13 protein-coding genes are annotated in these 15,855 nt (G+C 62.9%); 8 read left to right on the top strand and 5 right to left on the bottom strand.

Going from position 1 to position 15,855, the window contains the following annotated elements:
- Positions 1-12: 12 nt before the first annotated feature.
- Complete coding sequence (locus ABLV49_RS04810; RefSeq protein WP_349281602.1) at positions 13-480, bottom strand: Lrp/AsnC family transcriptional regulator; 468 nt, start codon at positions 478-480, stop codon at positions 13-15.
- Positions 481-584: 104 nt separating this feature from the next.
- Between ABLV49_RS04810 and mdeB the strand changes: the two genes are divergently transcribed.
- The gene (gene mdeB, locus ABLV49_RS04805; RefSeq protein ID WP_349280462.1) at positions 585-3,284 is read left to right on the top strand and encodes an alpha-ketoglutarate dehydrogenase; all 2,700 of its coding nucleotides are present in this window, start codon (positions 585-587) and stop codon (positions 3,282-3,284) included.
- A 103-nt stretch (positions 3,285-3,387) separates the two neighbouring features.
- Here mdeB and ABLV49_RS04800 read toward each other — a convergent pair whose 3' ends face one another.
- Positions 3,388-3,942, bottom strand: coding sequence for a fasciclin domain-containing protein (locus ABLV49_RS04800; RefSeq protein WP_349280460.1), 555 nt, complete (start codon positions 3,940-3,942; stop codon positions 3,388-3,390).
- Positions 3,943-4,119: 177 nt separating this feature from the next.
- On the bottom strand, positions 4,120-4,707 hold the full coding sequence (purN, locus tag ABLV49_RS04795; protein ID WP_349280459.1) for a phosphoribosylglycinamide formyltransferase: 588 nt from the start codon (positions 4,705-4,707) through the stop codon (positions 4,120-4,122).
- Between the two features lie 18 nt (positions 4,708-4,725).
- On the opposite strand from purN, the gene ABLV49_RS04790 reads away from it, so the two are divergent.
- Genes ABLV49_RS04790 through ABLV49_RS04780 form a run of 3 tightly spaced genes read left to right on the top strand, consistent with a single transcriptional unit; the run spans position 4,726 to position 7,782 of the window.
- The gene (locus ABLV49_RS04790; protein WP_349280457.1) at positions 4,726-5,388 is read left to right on the top strand and encodes a YceH family protein; all 663 of its coding nucleotides are present in this window, start codon (positions 4,726-4,728) and stop codon (positions 5,386-5,388) included.
- A 52-nt stretch (positions 5,389-5,440) separates the two neighbouring features.
- Positions 5,441-6,637: an acyl-CoA dehydrogenase family protein gene (locus tag ABLV49_RS04785; RefSeq protein WP_349280456.1), complete on the top strand. Its 1,197-nt coding sequence runs from the start codon at positions 5,441-5,443 to the stop codon at positions 6,635-6,637.
- Positions 6,638-6,666: 29 nt separating this feature from the next.
- Positions 6,667-7,782 (top strand): acyl-CoA dehydrogenase family protein, encoded by a 1,116-nt coding sequence (locus ABLV49_RS04780; protein WP_349280454.1) that lies wholly within the window; start codon positions 6,667-6,669, stop codon positions 7,780-7,782.
- A gap of 4 nt (positions 7,783-7,786) precedes the next feature.
- On the opposite strand, the gene ABLV49_RS04775 is transcribed toward ABLV49_RS04780, so the two are convergent.
- Positions 7,787-8,731, bottom strand: a complete 945-nt coding sequence (locus ABLV49_RS04775; protein ID WP_349280453.1) for a bestrophin family protein — start codon at positions 8,729-8,731, stop codon at positions 7,787-7,789.
- Positions 8,732-8,810: 79 nt separating this feature from the next.
- Positions 8,811-9,368: an HNH endonuclease gene (locus ABLV49_RS04770; protein WP_349280451.1), complete on the bottom strand. Its 558-nt coding sequence runs from the start codon at positions 9,366-9,368 to the stop codon at positions 8,811-8,813.
- A gap of 159 nt (positions 9,369-9,527) precedes the next feature.
- Here ABLV49_RS04770 and ABLV49_RS04765 point away from each other — a divergent pair, with 159 nt between their 5' ends.
- From ABLV49_RS04765 to ABLV49_RS04750, 4 genes are all read left to right on the top strand, one after another.
- Entirely contained in the window at positions 9,528-10,553 is a 1,026-nt protein-coding gene (locus ABLV49_RS04765; RefSeq protein ID WP_349280449.1) for a bifunctional riboflavin kinase/FAD synthetase, read from the top strand.
- Positions 10,554-10,669: 116 nt separating this feature from the next.
- Positions 10,670-13,501 carry an isoleucine--tRNA ligase gene (ileS, locus tag ABLV49_RS04760; protein WP_349280448.1) on the top strand — a complete coding sequence of 944 codons (2,832 nt, stop codon included), beginning with the start codon at positions 10,670-10,672 and terminating at the stop codon, positions 13,499-13,501.
- 74 nt (positions 13,502-13,575) lie between these two features.
- Positions 13,576-14,040 (top strand): signal peptidase II, encoded by a 465-nt coding sequence (lspA, locus tag ABLV49_RS04755; RefSeq protein ID WP_349281600.1) that lies wholly within the window; start codon positions 13,576-13,578, stop codon positions 14,038-14,040.
- 112 nt (positions 14,041-14,152) lie between these two features.
- Positions 14,153-15,811 (top strand): Na/Pi cotransporter family protein, encoded by a 1,659-nt coding sequence (locus ABLV49_RS04750; protein WP_349280446.1) that lies wholly within the window; start codon positions 14,153-14,155, stop codon positions 15,809-15,811.
- Positions 15,812-15,855: the final 44 nt, after the last annotated feature.

The raw sequence follows: 15,855 nt of genomic DNA, 5'->3' as shown, positions 1-15,855 counted from the left end.
ACGAACTCCCGGCTAAGCCGCCGGCAAGGGCAAGGCGGTCTTGTAGCGCACCTGCTTGAGCGCAAAGCTGGAGCGGATCTTGTCGATGCCCGGAATCGGCGTGAGCTGCTCCAGGATGAATTTTTCGAGCGCGCCGATGTCGGCCACCGCCACGCGGATCAGGTAGTCGCTGTCGCCGGTCATCAAATAGCACTCCATCACCTCGTCGTGCTCGATGATGCGCCGCTCGAATTCCCCCAGCGAGTCCTTGTTCTGCGAGCGCAGGCTGATCGAGATGAACACCGTCAGCCCCAGCCCCAGCGCCGCCGCGCTGGCAATCGCCACGTAGCGGTCGATGACCCCGGCGGCCTCCAGCGCCTTGACCCGCGCCAGGCATGGCGAGGAACTCAGGTGCACGCGCCGGGCCAGTTCCACATTGGACAGCGCGCCGTTGCGCTGAAGCTCATCAAGAATCCGTAAATCGATTTTATCCAGCTTAATCATCTTTGAATTTAGTAAATCTAAGAATTTTATGCTTCAAATAACTTTTTTAACGGCTTATTACGACAACAAATTTCGACCCGATCACCGTATATTCAATCCCCATGAATGCTTCCCTGCCCCTTCACGCCTTGTCCCCATCCGACAGCCATGCGCCGGATGCCGATCCCCAGGAAACGGCCGAATGGCGCGACGCTTTCCTGGCGCTGTCCGCCTCGCAAGGCCCCGAACGTGCCCGCTACCTGCTCGATGCGCTGGCCCGGCTGGCGCGGGAACAGCGCATCGGCTGGAAGCCCGAACTGTCAACGCCCTACGTCAACACGGTCGGCGTCAACGAGCAGCCGGTCTTTCCCGGCGACCTGGCGGTCGAGGAACGGCTGGCCTCATTGATGCGCTGGAATGCGCTGGCGATGGTGGTGCGCGCTAACCAGGCCGAGTCGGGCGGCTCCAGCGAACTGGGCGGCCACATCGCCAGCTATGCCAGCGCGGCCGACCTGTTTGAAACCGGCTACAACCACTTCTTTCACGCCCGCGAAGGCCTGGGCGACGGGCAGCATCGCGGCGACCTGGTGTTCTTCCAGCCGCACAGCGCGCCCGGCGTGTATGCGCGCGCCTACCTCGAAGGCCGGCTCAGCGAAAAAGACCTGGGCTTTTACCGCCAAGAACTAACGGCGCCCGCGCAAAGCGGCGGCCAGGCGCGCGGCCTGTGCAGCTACCCACACCCCTACCTGATGCCCGATTTCTGGCAGTTCCCCACCGGCTCGATGGGCATCGGCCCGATCAGCTCGATCTACCACGCGCGCTTCATGCGCTACCTCACGCACCGCCGCCTGCTCGACTGCGCCGGCCGCAAGGTGTGGGGCGTGTTCGGCGACGGCGAGATGGACGAGCCCGAATCAATGAGCGCCTTGACGCTGGCCGCACGCGAGGGCCTGGACAACCTGGTCTGGGTGGTCAACTGCAACCTGCAGCGGCTCGACGGCCCGGTGCGCGGCAACGGCCGCATCATCGACGAGCTGGAAAAACTGTTTGCCGGCGCGGGCTGGAACGTCATCAAGCTGGTCTGGGGCAGCGACTGGGACGGACTGTTTGCGCGCGACCTGACCGGGGCCTTGAGCCAGGTTTTTGCCCAGACCGTCGATGGCCAGATGCAGACCTTTGCCGCCAAGGACGGGCGCTTCAACCGCGACAATTTCTTCGGCCAGAACGAGGAACTGGCGCGTCTGGCGCAGGGCATGACCGACGAGCAGATCGACCGCCTCAAGCGCGGCGGCCACGACCTGGTGAAGATCCACGCGGCCTATGCAGCCGCCGCCAACCATAAAGGGCAGCCGACGGTGGTCCTGGCGCACACCAAGAAAGGCTACGGCTTGGGGCAAGCCGGTCAGGGCAAGATGACCACGCATTCGCACAAGAAGTTCGACGAAACCGACCTGCTGGAGTTTCGCAACCGCTTCAACCTGCCGCTGAGCGAGGAGCAGGCCCGGCAGATGGCGTTCTACAAGCCGGCCGACGACAGCCCGGAAATGCAATATCTGCACCAGCGGCGAACGGCGCTGGGCGGCTACCTGCCCAAGCGCGACACTACGGCGGAAAAAATTGACGTACCGGCCCTGCCCGCTTACGGACAGTTCGCGCTGGCAACAAGCGGCAAGGAGATGAGCACGACCATGGCGTTTGTGCGCATGCTGGGCGGCCTGCTGAAAGATTCAGCCCTGGGGCCGAGGATCGTTCCCATCGTCGCCGACGAGGCGCGCACCTTCGGCATGGCCAACCTGTTCAAGCAGGTCGGCATCTACTCCAGCGTCGGCCAGCGCTATGCGCCCGAGGACATCGGCTCGGTGCTGAGCTACCGCGAGGCGCTGGACGGCCAGATCCTGGAAGAAGGCATTAGCGAAGCCGGCGCGCTGGCCAGCTGGACGGCGGCGGCCACCAGCTACAGCGTGCATGGGCTGGCGATGCTGCCGTTTTATATCTATTACTCGATGTTCGGCTTCCAGCGCGTCGGCGACCAGATCTGGGCAGCGGCCGACCAGCGGGCGCGTGGTTTCCTGCTGGGTGCCACGTCGGGCCGGACCACGCTGGGCGGCGAAGGCCTGCAGCACCAGGACGGCACCAGCCACCTGATCGCCGCGACCATTCCCAACTGCAAGTCCTACGACCCGGCTTTTGCCTGTGAACTGGCAGTCATCATCGACCAGGGCATCCGCGAGATGATGGCCCTGCAGCTCGACGTGTTTTATTACGTCACGCTGATGAACGAGAACTACGCCCAGCCCGACCTGCAGCCCGGCTCGGAAGCCGGCATTGTTCGTGGATGCTACTTATTCGATAGCTACCCGTGCAAGCCGGATATGCGAAAAGGCACTGAAACACCTAAAAATTCGACTTCCGAAGTAACGCTGATGGGTTCGGGCGCCATCCTGACCGAGGTCATCAAGGCAGCGCAGCAACTGGCAGCGTGCGGCATCCGCGCCACGGTGTACAGCGTGACCAGCTGGAGCGAGCTGGCCCGCGATGGCGCGGCGTGCCAGCAGCGCAGGCTGGACGGCGATGCCACCGAAGAGCAAGCCTTCATCACGCAACTGCTGCAGGCCAGCCTTGGGCCGGTGATTGCCGCCACCGACTACGTGCGCGCCGTGCCCGAGAGCATTCGCGCGTTCATGCCGCAAGGCCGCGCCTACCTGACGCTGGGCACCGATGGTTTTGGCCGCAGCGACACGCGGGCCGCGTTGCGCCAGTTTTTCGGCGTCAACGCGCAAAGCATCGTCAACGCGGCGCTGCTGCAACTCAAGCACAGCTAAATCGGCAAAAAGCCTGCGTGCAGTGGAACCGCACGCAGGCTTCTGGAAAAAACCCGGCAAAGCCTCACGCGCCAGGCGCATGAGGCTTCAATTTGCCTGTTGCTTACTTTGGCAACAGTACCTTGTCCACAACGTGGATCACGCCGTTGGACTGCATCACGTCGGCGATGGCGACGGTGGCCGAGCCGCCTTTTTCATCCATCACCATGACTTTGCCGCCCTTTGCGGTGGCGGTCAGGTTGCCGCCGGCCACGGTCTTGAGCATCGCCTTGCCCTTGCCAGCGGCAATCGCCTGGGTCAGCGCCGCGGCGTCCATCTTGCCGGCCACGACGTGGTAGGTCAGGATGCCGGACAGCATGGCCTTGTTTTCGGGCTTGAGCAGCGTATCGACCGTGCCTGCGGGCAGCGCGTCAAAGGCGGCGTTGGTCGGTGCAAACACGGTGAAGGGGCCGGGGCCTTTCAGCGTTTCCACCAGTCCGGCAGCCGTGACGGCCGCGACCAGCGTGGTGTGGTCCTTGGAGTTGACGGCGTTGTCGATGATGTCCTTGGTCGGCAGCATCGAAGCACCGCCAACCATGACCTGCGCAAAAGAGGACGCAGCCGAAAGCGACAGGGCCATTGCCAGGCCGATGGACGCCAGTTTGTATTTTGTCTGCATGTGAAATCCTTGAAATGAAGTTGAGGTGAGTTGAGCTTCCTCGCCCGCCGCAATCAAGATGGATTCACGGCAGGCTGTCATGAATACGGCAGCATTCGTCCACCGGATTCAAAGCCTTACTCCTTGCAACAACTCGCCTCAGACCTGCCAGCCTCGAATCAAGGACGCCCTGCCCGCTTAATGCTGGCCGCGCGCAAAGAAAGCGCGCACGGCCTGCGGATAAATCAGGTGCTCTTGCGTCAGGATGCGGGCGGCCAGCGTGTCGGCGGTATCGCCGGGCAGCACCGGCACCACGGCCTGCGCCAGGATCTCGCCGTGGTCCAGCTCGGCCGTCACCTGGTGCACGGTAGTGCCCGCCACCTTGCAGCCCATGTCGATGGCGCGCTGGTGCGTGTGCAGGCCGGTAAAGGCCGGCAGCAGCGACGGGTGGATGTTGATCAGCCGGCCCGCGTAGTGCTCGACAAAACCGGGCGTCAGGATGCGCATGAAGCCGGCCAACACCACCAACTGCGGCGCATGCGCCTCGATGCGCGCCAGCAGCGCGGCGTCAAACGCCTCGCGCGACGCGAAATCGCGGTGCGACAGCACATCGGTGGCAATGCCGAAATCCCTGGCCAGCGCCAGCCCCCTGGCGTCGGGCTTGTTGCTGATGACGGCGGCAACGCGGACGCCGAGTTTGTCCGGCCAGTGCTCTTTTTGCGCGGTGCGGGCAATGGCGGCCATGTTGGAGCCGCTGCCTGAAATCAAAATGACGATGTTTTTCATTGTTCTAAGATTATCCCCATGAGACAACTTACCCCCCACGAAGCCCGCGTACTGGCCACCCTGATGGAAAAAGCCCGCACCGTTCCCGACAGCTATCCGCTGTCGCTCAATACCCTGGTGCTCGGCTGCAACCAGAAAACCAGCCGCGATCCGGTGATGGACCTGACCGAATCGCAGGCGCAGGCCGCCATTGACACGCTGAAGAAGCAAAGCCTGGTGTTCGAGGCCAGTTCCAGCCGCGTTCCGCGCTTCGAGCACAATTTCCAGCGCGGCTTTGGCGTGAGCGAGCCGCAGGCGGTGCTGCTCGGCCTCCTGATGCTGCGCGGCCCGCAGACGCCGGGCGAGTTGCGGCTGAACAGCGAGCGCTGGTACAAATTCGCCGACATCGCCAGCGTCGAGGACGCATTGGCCGAACTCAAGGCGCGCGGCGACGACAGCGGCGCGCTGATGGTGGTGCAGCTGGCCCGCGCCGCCGGCATGCGCGAGCAGCGATGGGCGCACCTGCTGTGCGGCGAGTCGCTGCTGATGCCCTACCAGCAGGCCGGTTCGGGGGATGAGGTCATCAATCGGGAAACGGAGCCGGTTTCCCTGGGCCAGGCCGAACGATTGCAGCAACGCATTGATGCGCTTGAACACCAGGTGGCGCACCTGTATAAAGAGTTGGGGCTGTCACAGGCCTGACAGGGCGGCGTGGTCGCCCGTGCTAAAAATCAAGCCACTGGAGACACACAACATGGATTTAGCGTTCACCCCCGAAGAGCAGGCCTTTCGCGAAGACATTCGCGCCTGGGTCCAGGCCAATTTGCCGGCCGATATCTCGCACAAGGTCCACAACGCCCTGCGCCTGTCACGCGGCGACATGCAGCGCTGGGCGAAAATCCTGGGCAAAAAAGGCTGGCTCGGCCACGGCTGGCCCAAGGAATTCGGCGGCCCGGGCTGGAACGCCGTGCAAAAACACCTGTTCGAGGAAGAATGCGCGCTGGCCGGCGCGCCGCGCGTGGTGCCGTTCGGCCCGGTGATGGTGGCGCCCGTCATCATGGCCTTCGGCACGCCCGAGCAGCAGCAGCGCTTTTTGCCCGGCATCGCCAGCGGCGATGTCTGGTGGAGCCAAGGCTACAGCGAGCCCGGCGCGGGCTCGGACCTGGCCTCGGTCAAATGCAAGGCTGAAAGAAAAACAATCCCAGGCCAGGGCGACCACTACATCGTCAACGGCCAGAAGACCTGGACCACGCTGGGCCAGTACGGCGAATGGATTTTCTGCCTGGTGCGCACCAGCAACGAAGGCAAGCCGCAAACCGGCATTTCCTTTTTGCTGATCGACATGAAGTCGCCCGGCGTGACCGTGCGCCCGATCAAGCTGCTCGACGGCGAATGCGAGGTCAATGAAGTCTGGTTCGACAACGTCGAGGTGCCGGCGGGCAACCTGATCGGCGAGGAAAACAAGGGCTGGACCTACGCCAAGCATTTGCTCAGCCACGAGCGCACCAACATCGCCGACGTGAATCGCTCCAAGCGCGAGCTGGAGCGCCTCAAGCGCATCGCCAAAACCGAAAGCGTTTATGACGACCTGCGCTTCCGCGACGAAATCGCCAAGCTCGAAGTCGATGTGGTGGCGCTTGAAATGCTGGTGCTGCGCGTGCTGTCGGCCGAGAAATCGGGCAAGAACTCGCTCGACATCGCCGGCCTGCTGAAGATTCGCGGCAGCGAAATCCAGCAGCGCTACAGCGAACTCATGATGCTGGCCGCCGGCCCGTTCAGCCTGCCCTTCATCGAGGAAGCCATGGAAGCCGGCTGGCAGGGGGACTTCCCCGGCGGCGCGCCAGCCAATGCGCCGCTGGCATCGAGCTACTTCAACCTGCGCAAGACGACGATTTACGGTGGCTCCAACGAGGTGCAGCGCAACATCGTCTCGCAGTTCGTGCTCGGCTGAAGAACCAAGATTTAAAGGACTAAACAATCATGGATTTTGATTTCACCTCCGATCAGGAATCGCTGCGCGACGCGACCCGCAAGTGGGTTGAGAAAGGCTACGACTTCGCGCGGCGCGCCAGCATTGTGAAAGCAGGCGGGTTTTCACGCGAAGCCTATGGCGAGCTGGCCGGCCTGGGCCTGCCTGCCCTCTATATTTCCGAGGAGGACGGCGGGCTGGGCATGGGGCCGGTCGAGGGCATGGTGGTGATGGAAGAACTCGGGCGCGGCATGGTGCTGGAGCCGTTTGTCCAGACCCTGATCGCCAGCGGCGTGCTCTCCGGCCATGCGCCACAAGCCATCAAATCTGCCTGGCTGCCAAAAATCGCGTCGGGCGAAAGCCTGGTCGTGCTGGCCTACCAGGAACGCGCCGCGCGCTACCATTTTGAAAAATGTGAAGCAAAAGCGGCTTCTGCGCAAGGTGGATGGGCACTGACAGCTATCAAAAGCATAGTACCGGCTGGCGACCAGGCCGACGCCTTCATCGTTCCCGCGCTGGCCGACGGCCAGATGGCGCTGTTTCTGGTGGAGCGCTCGGCAGCCGGCGTCACGACGCGCGGCTACGTGACACAGGACGGCGCGCGCGCCGCCGAAGTCACGCTGGACAATGCGCCCGCCGTGCTGGTCACGCTGGACGGCTTGACGGCGCTGGAGCATGCCATCGACATCGGCATCGCCGCCACCTGCGCCGAAGCCGTCGGCGTGATGGACCAGGCGCTGGCGGTCACGGTCGAGTACATGAACACGCGCAAGCAGTTCGGCGTGGCCATCAGCAGCTTTCAGGCGCTGCGCCACCGCATCGCCGACATGAAGATGCAGCTGGAGCTGGCGCGCTCGATGAGCTACTACGCCTCGCTCAAGCTCAATGCGCCGGCTGAAGAGCGCCGCCGGGCGCTGGCCCGGGCCAAGTACCAGCTGGGCGTTTCCATGCGCTTTGTCGGCCAGCAGGCGGTGCAGCTGCATGGCGGCATCGGCGTGACCGACGAGTACATCGTGAGCCACTATTTCAAGAAGCTCACGCAACTGGAGATGACCTTTGGCGACACGCTGCACCACCTGGGCGAGGTATCTAGCCGCATGCAGGACACGGCGGGCGTGTTCGCCTGACGGCTCAGGTCAGGCAGTGGTTGACCGGCGCCAGGCTGGGATGCAGCACCGGCTCGCCCAGCGATTCGAGCAGGTTGACTTCAATCGCCCGGCACAGCGTGTCGAGCGGCAAATCGTTGGCCTCCAGGCCGAAGGGCTCCTCGATTTCATCGCCCAGCGCATCCAGGCCAAAGAAGGTGTAGGCGACGATGGCGACCACGAACGGCGTCATGAAGCCAATCGTATCGACCAGGCCGAAGGGCAGCAAAAAGCAGTACAGGTAGGCCGTGCGGTGCAGCAGCAGCGTGTAGGAAAAGGGAATCGGCGTGCCCTTGATGCGCTCGCACGCTGCTGCGGCGGCCGTCATGGCCGACAGCGTGGTGTCGATGCTCACGGCCAGGCAGGGTTCGATCCAGCCCTTGCGCTGGCATTGCCCCAGTTCCTTGCCCAATTCCAGCATCAGCGCATCGTGCTTGCTCGAAGCCGTTTGCAAACGGGGCCACTCGGCCTCAGGCGCCCAGCGATTGAGTTCGCCACAGTCGCTGCGGTCGCGCAGTTGCAGGCGCAAGGCATGCACAAAACCGATGGCGCGGTAAATCATGCGACGGCGCGCCGCCTCTATATCGGGCGCCTGCCCGGGAAACTCCGGGGGCGGCTGGATGAAGCTCTGGCATTGCCTGGACAGCGAGCGGCAGCGCAGCACCAGTTCGCCCCACAGCTTGCGCCCTTCCCAGTAGCGGTCATAGGCCGTCGAATTGCGAAAGCCGAGAAAAATCGCCAGCGGCAGGCCGATCAGGGTGAACGGAATCGTCGTCAGCGTGATTTTCAGTGCGAAAAAATTACCATGCAAGAGGGTGACCAGAATCGCGCTGAGCGTATTGACCAGCAGGGTGAGCCGAATCCGCTTCAGGATCGAGCCGCGCACCACAAAAAACAACCGGATGCCGGAAGGCCGATCACGAACGATCATGGTAACAATGAGTAAGGGTAAACCCTTATTGGAACACAGGCCAGGCGCAAAAACCGCCCCGGCTGATCACGGCGGCGCGTCAACTGAGCAGGCGCGACGACTTGGGAACGTGGGCCATCAAAAACTCCATCTGGTCGGCCAGGATGCGGCGGTTGCGCAAGATGAAGTCTTCCCAGAGGCTGGGAACATAGGGCGTGTAGAGCAGCGGCATGTTGGCCTGCTCGGGCGTGCGGTTGCTTTTGCGGTGGTTGCAGGCGCGGCAGGCGGTGACCACGTTCATCCAGCTGTCAACGCCGCGCTGCCCCAGCGGGATGATGTGCTCGCGCGTCAGCTCTTCCTCGCCCACATGGTCGGCGCAGTAGGCGCACACATTGCGGTCGCGGATGAACAGCTTGCTGTTGGTCAGCCCCGGCACGAGGTCGAACGGATTGATGCTGGGCACGCCCTTGGTGCCGATGATGCTGTTGACATGGATGATCGACTGCTCACCGGTGATGGCGTTGTGCCCGCCATGGAAGGTGGCGATGCGCGCGCCCATCTCCCAGCGCACTTCATCGGCCGCGTAATGCAACACGGCCAATTCAAGGCTGATCCAGGCTTGGGGCAATCCCTGGGCTGAGAGTTTCAGGACCTTCAAAACGAACCTCCATCAAGATGGAAACACAATGTCGAACTGTCAATGGATCAATATACAGTGAAATCGTGAAATCGGTGTGAAAACTGCTTTCTCTGCTGTTTCCTGCCTTTCAACGCCAGCCAGCCGGGCCGTGGCACCATAAAAACGATAATCAGTCGCATGAAAATTTTCCGTGGCTACCAACACCCTCAGCTGGCGCCCGAGTGCGCCCTGACCATTGGCAATTTCGACGGTGTCCACCGGGGCCATCAGGCCATGCTGGCGCTGCTGAAAAACGAAGCCCAGCACCGGGGCGTTCCGAGTTGCGCCGTGACTTTCGAGCCACACCCGCGCGACTATTTCGCCGCCCTCGCCCGCAAGCCCGAACTGGCGCCCGCACGCATTGCCACCCTGCGCGACAAGCTCGGCGAACTCGACCACTGCGGCATTGACCAGTGCGTGATCCTGCCCTTCAACGCGCACCTGGCATCGCAGTCGCCCGACGCCTTCATCCAGGAAGTGCTGCTGAAAGGCCTGGGCGCGCGCTACGTGCTGGTGGGCGACGACTTTCGCTTTGGCGCCCGGCGCGCCGGCGACTACGCCATGCTGGACGCTGCCGGCGTGCGACTGGGGTTTGACGTGGCGCGCATGAACAGCTACGAAGTCAGCAATAGCCGCGTTTCCAGCTCGGCCGTGCGCGAAGCGCTGTCGCAGGGCGACATGGTCCGTGTGGCGGCGCTGCTGGGCCGGCCCTACAGCATCTCGGGCCATGTGGTGCATGGGCGCAAGCTGGGGCGCGAGTTGGGTTTTCGCACGCTTAACCTGCGGTTTTCGCACTGGAAACCGGCGGCCAGCGGCATTTTTGCGGTGCTGGTGCATGGCCTGGCCGGGCAGCCCGTGCCGGGCGTCGCCAATCTGGGCATCCGCCCTTCGATTGATCCCGACGATGTCAACGGCGGCCGCGTGCTGCTGGAAACGCATTGCCTGGACTGGCCCGCCAGCCTGGGCGCGCAAGAGGCATACGGTAAAATCATCCGCGTGGAACTGCTACACAAACTGCACGACGAACTGAAATACGACGGTCTGGAAAGCCTGAAAACAGGCATTGCCAAAGACTGTGACGACGCCCGGGCGTTTTTCACCCAGTCGTTTTCAGCGTCGATGCACACGGAAACCAGCCGCCAGACCACGCGCGACCGAATTTAGACGATCTCGTCGCCTCTGCCTTCGCCCCCTCCCCGTGCGAACGGCTTCCATTTACGCCCCAGTCCAGCGGCTTCGCCCTTCGGGCCGCCTCCCCCAAAGCGCCATCAAAGTACCCCATGTCCGACACAAAACCCGATTACCGCAGCACCCTGAACCTGCCCGACACGCCTTTCCCGATGCGCGGCGACCTGCCCAAGCGCGAGGCCGGCTGGACCCAGGAATGGGAAGACAAAGGCATTTACAAAAAACTGCGCGCCGCCCGCTGCGGTGCGGAAAAGTTCGTGCTGCACGACGGCCCACCGTATGCCAACGGCCAGATCCACATCGGCCACGCCGTCAACAAGATTTTGAAGGACATGATTGTCAAGGCGCGCCAGCTCAAGGGGCTGGACGCGATTTACGTTCCAGGCTGGGACTGCCACGGCCTGCCGATTGAAAACGCGATTGAAAAGCTGCACGGCCGCAGCCTGCCGCGCGACGAGGTGCAGGCCAAGAGCCGCGCCTTCGCCACCGAGCAGATCGCCGGCCAGATGGCCGACTTCAAGCGCCTGGGCGTGCTCGGCGAATGGGACAACCCGTACCGAACGATGGATTTCGGCAATGAAGCGCAGGAAATCCGCGCGCTCAAGCGCATCATGGAGCGCGGCTTTGTGTACCGGGGCCTCAAGCCCGTGTACTGGTGTTTCGATTGCGGCTCGTCGCTGGCCGAGTTCGAGATCGAATACGCCGACAAGAAATCGCAGACGCTGGATGTCGGCTTCAAATGCGCCGAGCCTGAAAAGCTTGCCGCCGCGTTTGGCTTGGAAACACTGGCCAAGGACGCTTTCGCCGTCATCTGGACCACCACCGCCTGGACCATCCCGGCCAACCAGGCGCTGAACCTGAACCCCGAGCTGGACTACGCGCTGGTCGATACCGAGCGCGGCATCCTGCTGCTGGCGTCCGTGCTGGTCGAAAAATGCCTGGCACGCTTTCAGCTCAGCGGCACCGTGCTGGCAACGACGCAGGGCAAGAACCTGGCGCTGCTCAATTTCATGCATCCGTTTCATGACGTCGATGCGGGCTACCAGCGCCTGAGCCCGGTCTTCCTCGCCGACTACGCCACCGCCGACGACGGCACCGGCATCGTGCATTCCTCGCCCGCCTACGGCGTAGAGGATTTCAACTCCTGCGTCGCCAACGGCATCGCCTACGACGACATCCTGAACCCGGTGCAGGGCAACGGCCGCTATGTCGATGAGCTGCCGCTGTTCGGCGGACTGAACATCTGGAAGGCCGCGCCGCTGGTGATCGAGAGGCTAGCGGAACACGGCCGGCTGTTCGCCACCGAAACCATCACGCACAGCTACCCGCACTGCTGGCGCCACAAGACGCCGGTCATCTACCGCGCCGCCGCCCAGTGGTTCATCCGCATGGACGCCGAAACCGCCGGCACGCAAGGCGTGTTCGCCAGCGACAAGGCCGAAAAGACGCTGCGCCAGCTGGCCCTGGCGGCCATCGACGAAACCCGCTTCTACCCCGAAAACGGCAAGCTGCGCCTGCAAAGCATGATTGCCGGCCGGCCCGACTGGTGCATCAGCCGCCAGCGCAACTGGGGCGTGCCACTGCCCTTCTTCATCCACACCGCCACGGGCGAGCTGCACCCGCGCACCATGGAAATCATGGACCAGGCCGCCGACATGGTGCAGGCCGGCGGCATCGAGGCCTGGAGCAAGGCCAGCGCCGAATCCATCATCGGCGCGGACGCCCCCGACTACCTCAAGAGCACCGACATCCTCGACGTGTGGTTCGACTCGGGCACGACGCACGACCATGTGCTGCGCCACAGCCATGCGGCGCAGTCAAGCTGGCCGGCCGACCTGTACCTCGAAGGCCACGACCAGCACCGGGGCTGGTTCCATTCATCGCTGCTCACCGCCTGCGCCATGTACGACCACGCGCCCTACAAGGGCCTGCTGACGCACGGCTTCACGGTCGATGGCAAGGGCCGCAAGATGAGCAAGAGCGAAGGCAACGTCGTCGCGCCGCAAGCCGTCAGCGGCAAGCTGGGCGCCGAGATCATCCGCCTGTGGTGCGCCTCGACCGATTATTCGGGCGATTTGGCGATTGACGACAAGATCCTGGCGCGCGTGGTCGATGCCTACCGCCGCATCCGCAACACGCTGCGCTTCTTGATGGCCAACGTCAGCGACTTTGACCCGACGCTGGATGCCGTGCCGTTTGGCGAAATGCTGGAGATCGACCGCTACGCGCTGAGCCGCGCTTCGCAGCTGCAGGCCGACATCCTGGCGCATTACGAGGTCTATGAATTTCACCCGGTGGTCTCGAAGCTGCAGATTTACTGCAGCGAAGACCTGGGTTCGTTCTACCTCGACATCCTGAAGGACCGGCTCTACACCACCGGCCCCAAGTCGCTGGCCCGGCGCAGCGCCCAGACTGCGCTGCACGCCATCACGCATGCGATGCTGCGCTGGATGGCGCCGTTCCTGAGCTTTACCGCTGAAGAAGCATGGAAGATTTTCGGCACGTCGGAATCGATCTTCATCGAAACCTACTCCGAACTTCCGGCGCCTGACGAAGCACTGCTGGCCAAGTGGTCGCGCATCCGCGAACTGCGCGACGCGGTCAACAAGGACATCGAAGCCTTGCGCGCCGACGGCAAGGTTGGCTCGTCCCTGCAGGCCAATGTGGCGCTTCAGGTCAACGCAGACGACCATGCGCTGCTCGCCAGCCTGGGCGATGACCTGAAGTTTGCCTTCATCACATCTGCTATTGATTTAGTAGCTGGTAGTGCAATACAGGCAAGCGTAAGCACCAGTTCTGACACCAAATGCGAACGCTGCTGGCATTACCGCGATGACGTGGGCATTGACCCGGAGCATCCAACGATTTGCGGGCGCTGCACCAGCAACCTGTTTGGCCTTGGCGAAGACAGGAAGTTCGCATAATGGCCACCAAGACGGTCGCCAGAGCGGGCGCAAAAACAAGCTTCAAAAAAACCTCCTCCAGCACCAGCACGGCCATGCTGCCCTGGCTCGGGCTGGCCTTGATTCTGCTGATGGCCGACCAGTTCACCAAGGTGCTGATCCTGGGCTATTACCGGCTGGGCGACGCGACTTACATCACCAGCTTTTTCAATGTGGTCCGGGTCCACAACACCGGCGCGGCTTTTTCATTCCTGGCGTCGGAATCGGGCTGGCAGCGCTGGTTCTTCACCGGCATCGGCGCGCTGGCGGCCGTGTTCATCATCTGGATGCTGAAGTCGCATCCGGGGCAAAAGCTGTTTTCGCTGGCCATGGCCTGCATCCTGGGCGGCGCCATCGGCAACGTCATTGACCGCACGCTGCACGGCTACGTGGTTGATTTCCTGGATTTTCACTATGGCAACTGGCACTTTCCAGCTTTCAACATTGCCGACAGCGCCATCACCATCGGCGCCATCTGCCTGATCCTGGACGAGGTTCTGCGGGTACGGCGCAGCCGCTAACCGTCGGCCCCCAAGGCAAACTACACCTGGCTAGGTTTGCCGGCCCCCCGGCTTCAAGGTTTCAGCCGCTCGGCAAAACGAATGCGCACGCGTATAGTGAACTGAACAATCCATGAAGCATTTGTTAAATCTATTGGCGGCCATTGCGCTGCTGGTCTGGGGAACCCACCTGGTTCGCACCGGCATCCTGCGGGTTTTTGGCGCCAACCTGCGCTACGTTCTTGCGCGCAGCATCAGCAACCGCTTCACCGCAGCCCTCTCGGGCGTTGGCGTCACCGCGCTGGTGCAGTCCAGCACCGCCACGTCGCTGATCGTTTCCTCCTTCGTCGGCCAGGGCCTGGTGGCGCTGCCGCTGGCGCTGGCCGTCATGCTGGGCGCGGACATCGGCACCAGCCTGATGGCGGTGGTGTTTTCGTTTGACTTGTCCTGGCTGTCGCCGCTGTGCATTTTCGTCGGCGTGGTGCTGTTCATCTCCCGGCCTGAAACCAATGCCGGCCGCTTTGGCCGCACGCTCATTGGCCTGGGCCTGATGCTGATGGCGCTGAAACTGGTCAGCGCGTCCACCCAGGTATTGACCCAGGCGCCTGCCGTGAAAGCCCTGCTGGAGTCCCTGGGCAGCGACCTGCTGCTTGAAATCACCGTGGGCGCCTTTCTGTCGGTGGTGTCGTATTCCAGCCTGGCGGTGGTGCTGCTGACGGCCACGCTGGTCGGCACCAGCGTGATTCCGAGCGATGTCGCCCTGGGCCTGGTGCTGGGCGCCAATCTGGGCAGCGGCCTACTGGCGGTGATCACCACGGCGCGCTCGGCCATCGAGGTGCGGCAGGTGCCGCTGGGCAACCTGCTGTTCAAGGCGCTGGGGATTGTCGTGGCCGCGCCCTTCGTCAGCCTGTGGCTGCGCCATGTCCGCCCGTATCTGGGCGAGCCGGCCACGGTGGTCGTGATGTTTCACCTGACCTTCAATGTGCTGGTGGGCCTGGTGTTCATCGGCTGGACGCAGGTGATTGCGCGCTGGGTTGAAAAGCTGCTGCCCAAGCCCGAAAAAAACAACGCCAGCGGCCGGCAGCACCATCTGGACCCGTCGGCGCTGGCGACGCCTTCGCTGGCCATTTCATGCGCGGCGCGCGAAGCGCTGCACCAGGCCGACGTGGTCGAAACCATGCTGGGCGGCATGCTTGAAGTCATCAGGAAAGACGACCTGCGGCTGGCCGAAAGCCTGTGCAAGATGGACGACACGGTCGATGAACTTTATTCGTCGATCAAGTACTACCTCACGAAGATTTCCCGCGAGTCGCTGGACGATCAAGAAAGCCGCCGCTGGACCGACATCATCAGCTTCACCATCAACATGGAGCAGATTGGCGACATCATCGAGCGCGTGCTGATCGACATCGAGGACAAGAAGATCAAGCCCGGCCGTCATTTTTCCGAAGCCGGCATGGCCGAAATCACCGAACTGCATGAACGCCTGCGGGACAACCTGCGCCTGGGCATGAGCGTGTTCCTGAACGGCAATGTGCGCGACGCCCAGAAGCTGCTCGAAGAAAAAGCCCGCTTTCGCGACCTTGAGCACACCTACGCCCGCACGCACCTGGGCCGGCTGTCGGCCAACACGCTGCAAAGCCAGGAAACCAGTTCGCTGCACATCGACCTGATCAGCGAACTCAAGCGCATCAACTCGCACATCTGCTCGATTGCCTACCCGATCCTGGACTCTGCCGGCGCGCTGGCCCCCAACCGCCTGCGCTCGCCCGCGCTGGTCGAAAAGACCTGAAGATGCTTCTTTTTTAATAGCACTCTGCTCTTATCCTGATTGCG

The sequence above is a fragment of the Polaromonas hydrogenivorans genome (genome assembly GCF_040105105.1).
Classification (GTDB): domain Bacteria; phylum Pseudomonadota; class Gammaproteobacteria; order Burkholderiales; family Burkholderiaceae_C; genus Polaromonas; species Polaromonas hydrogenivorans.
Note: the sequence above shows the minus strand (reverse complement) of the source record. Positions and strands in the feature narration are given on the sequence as shown.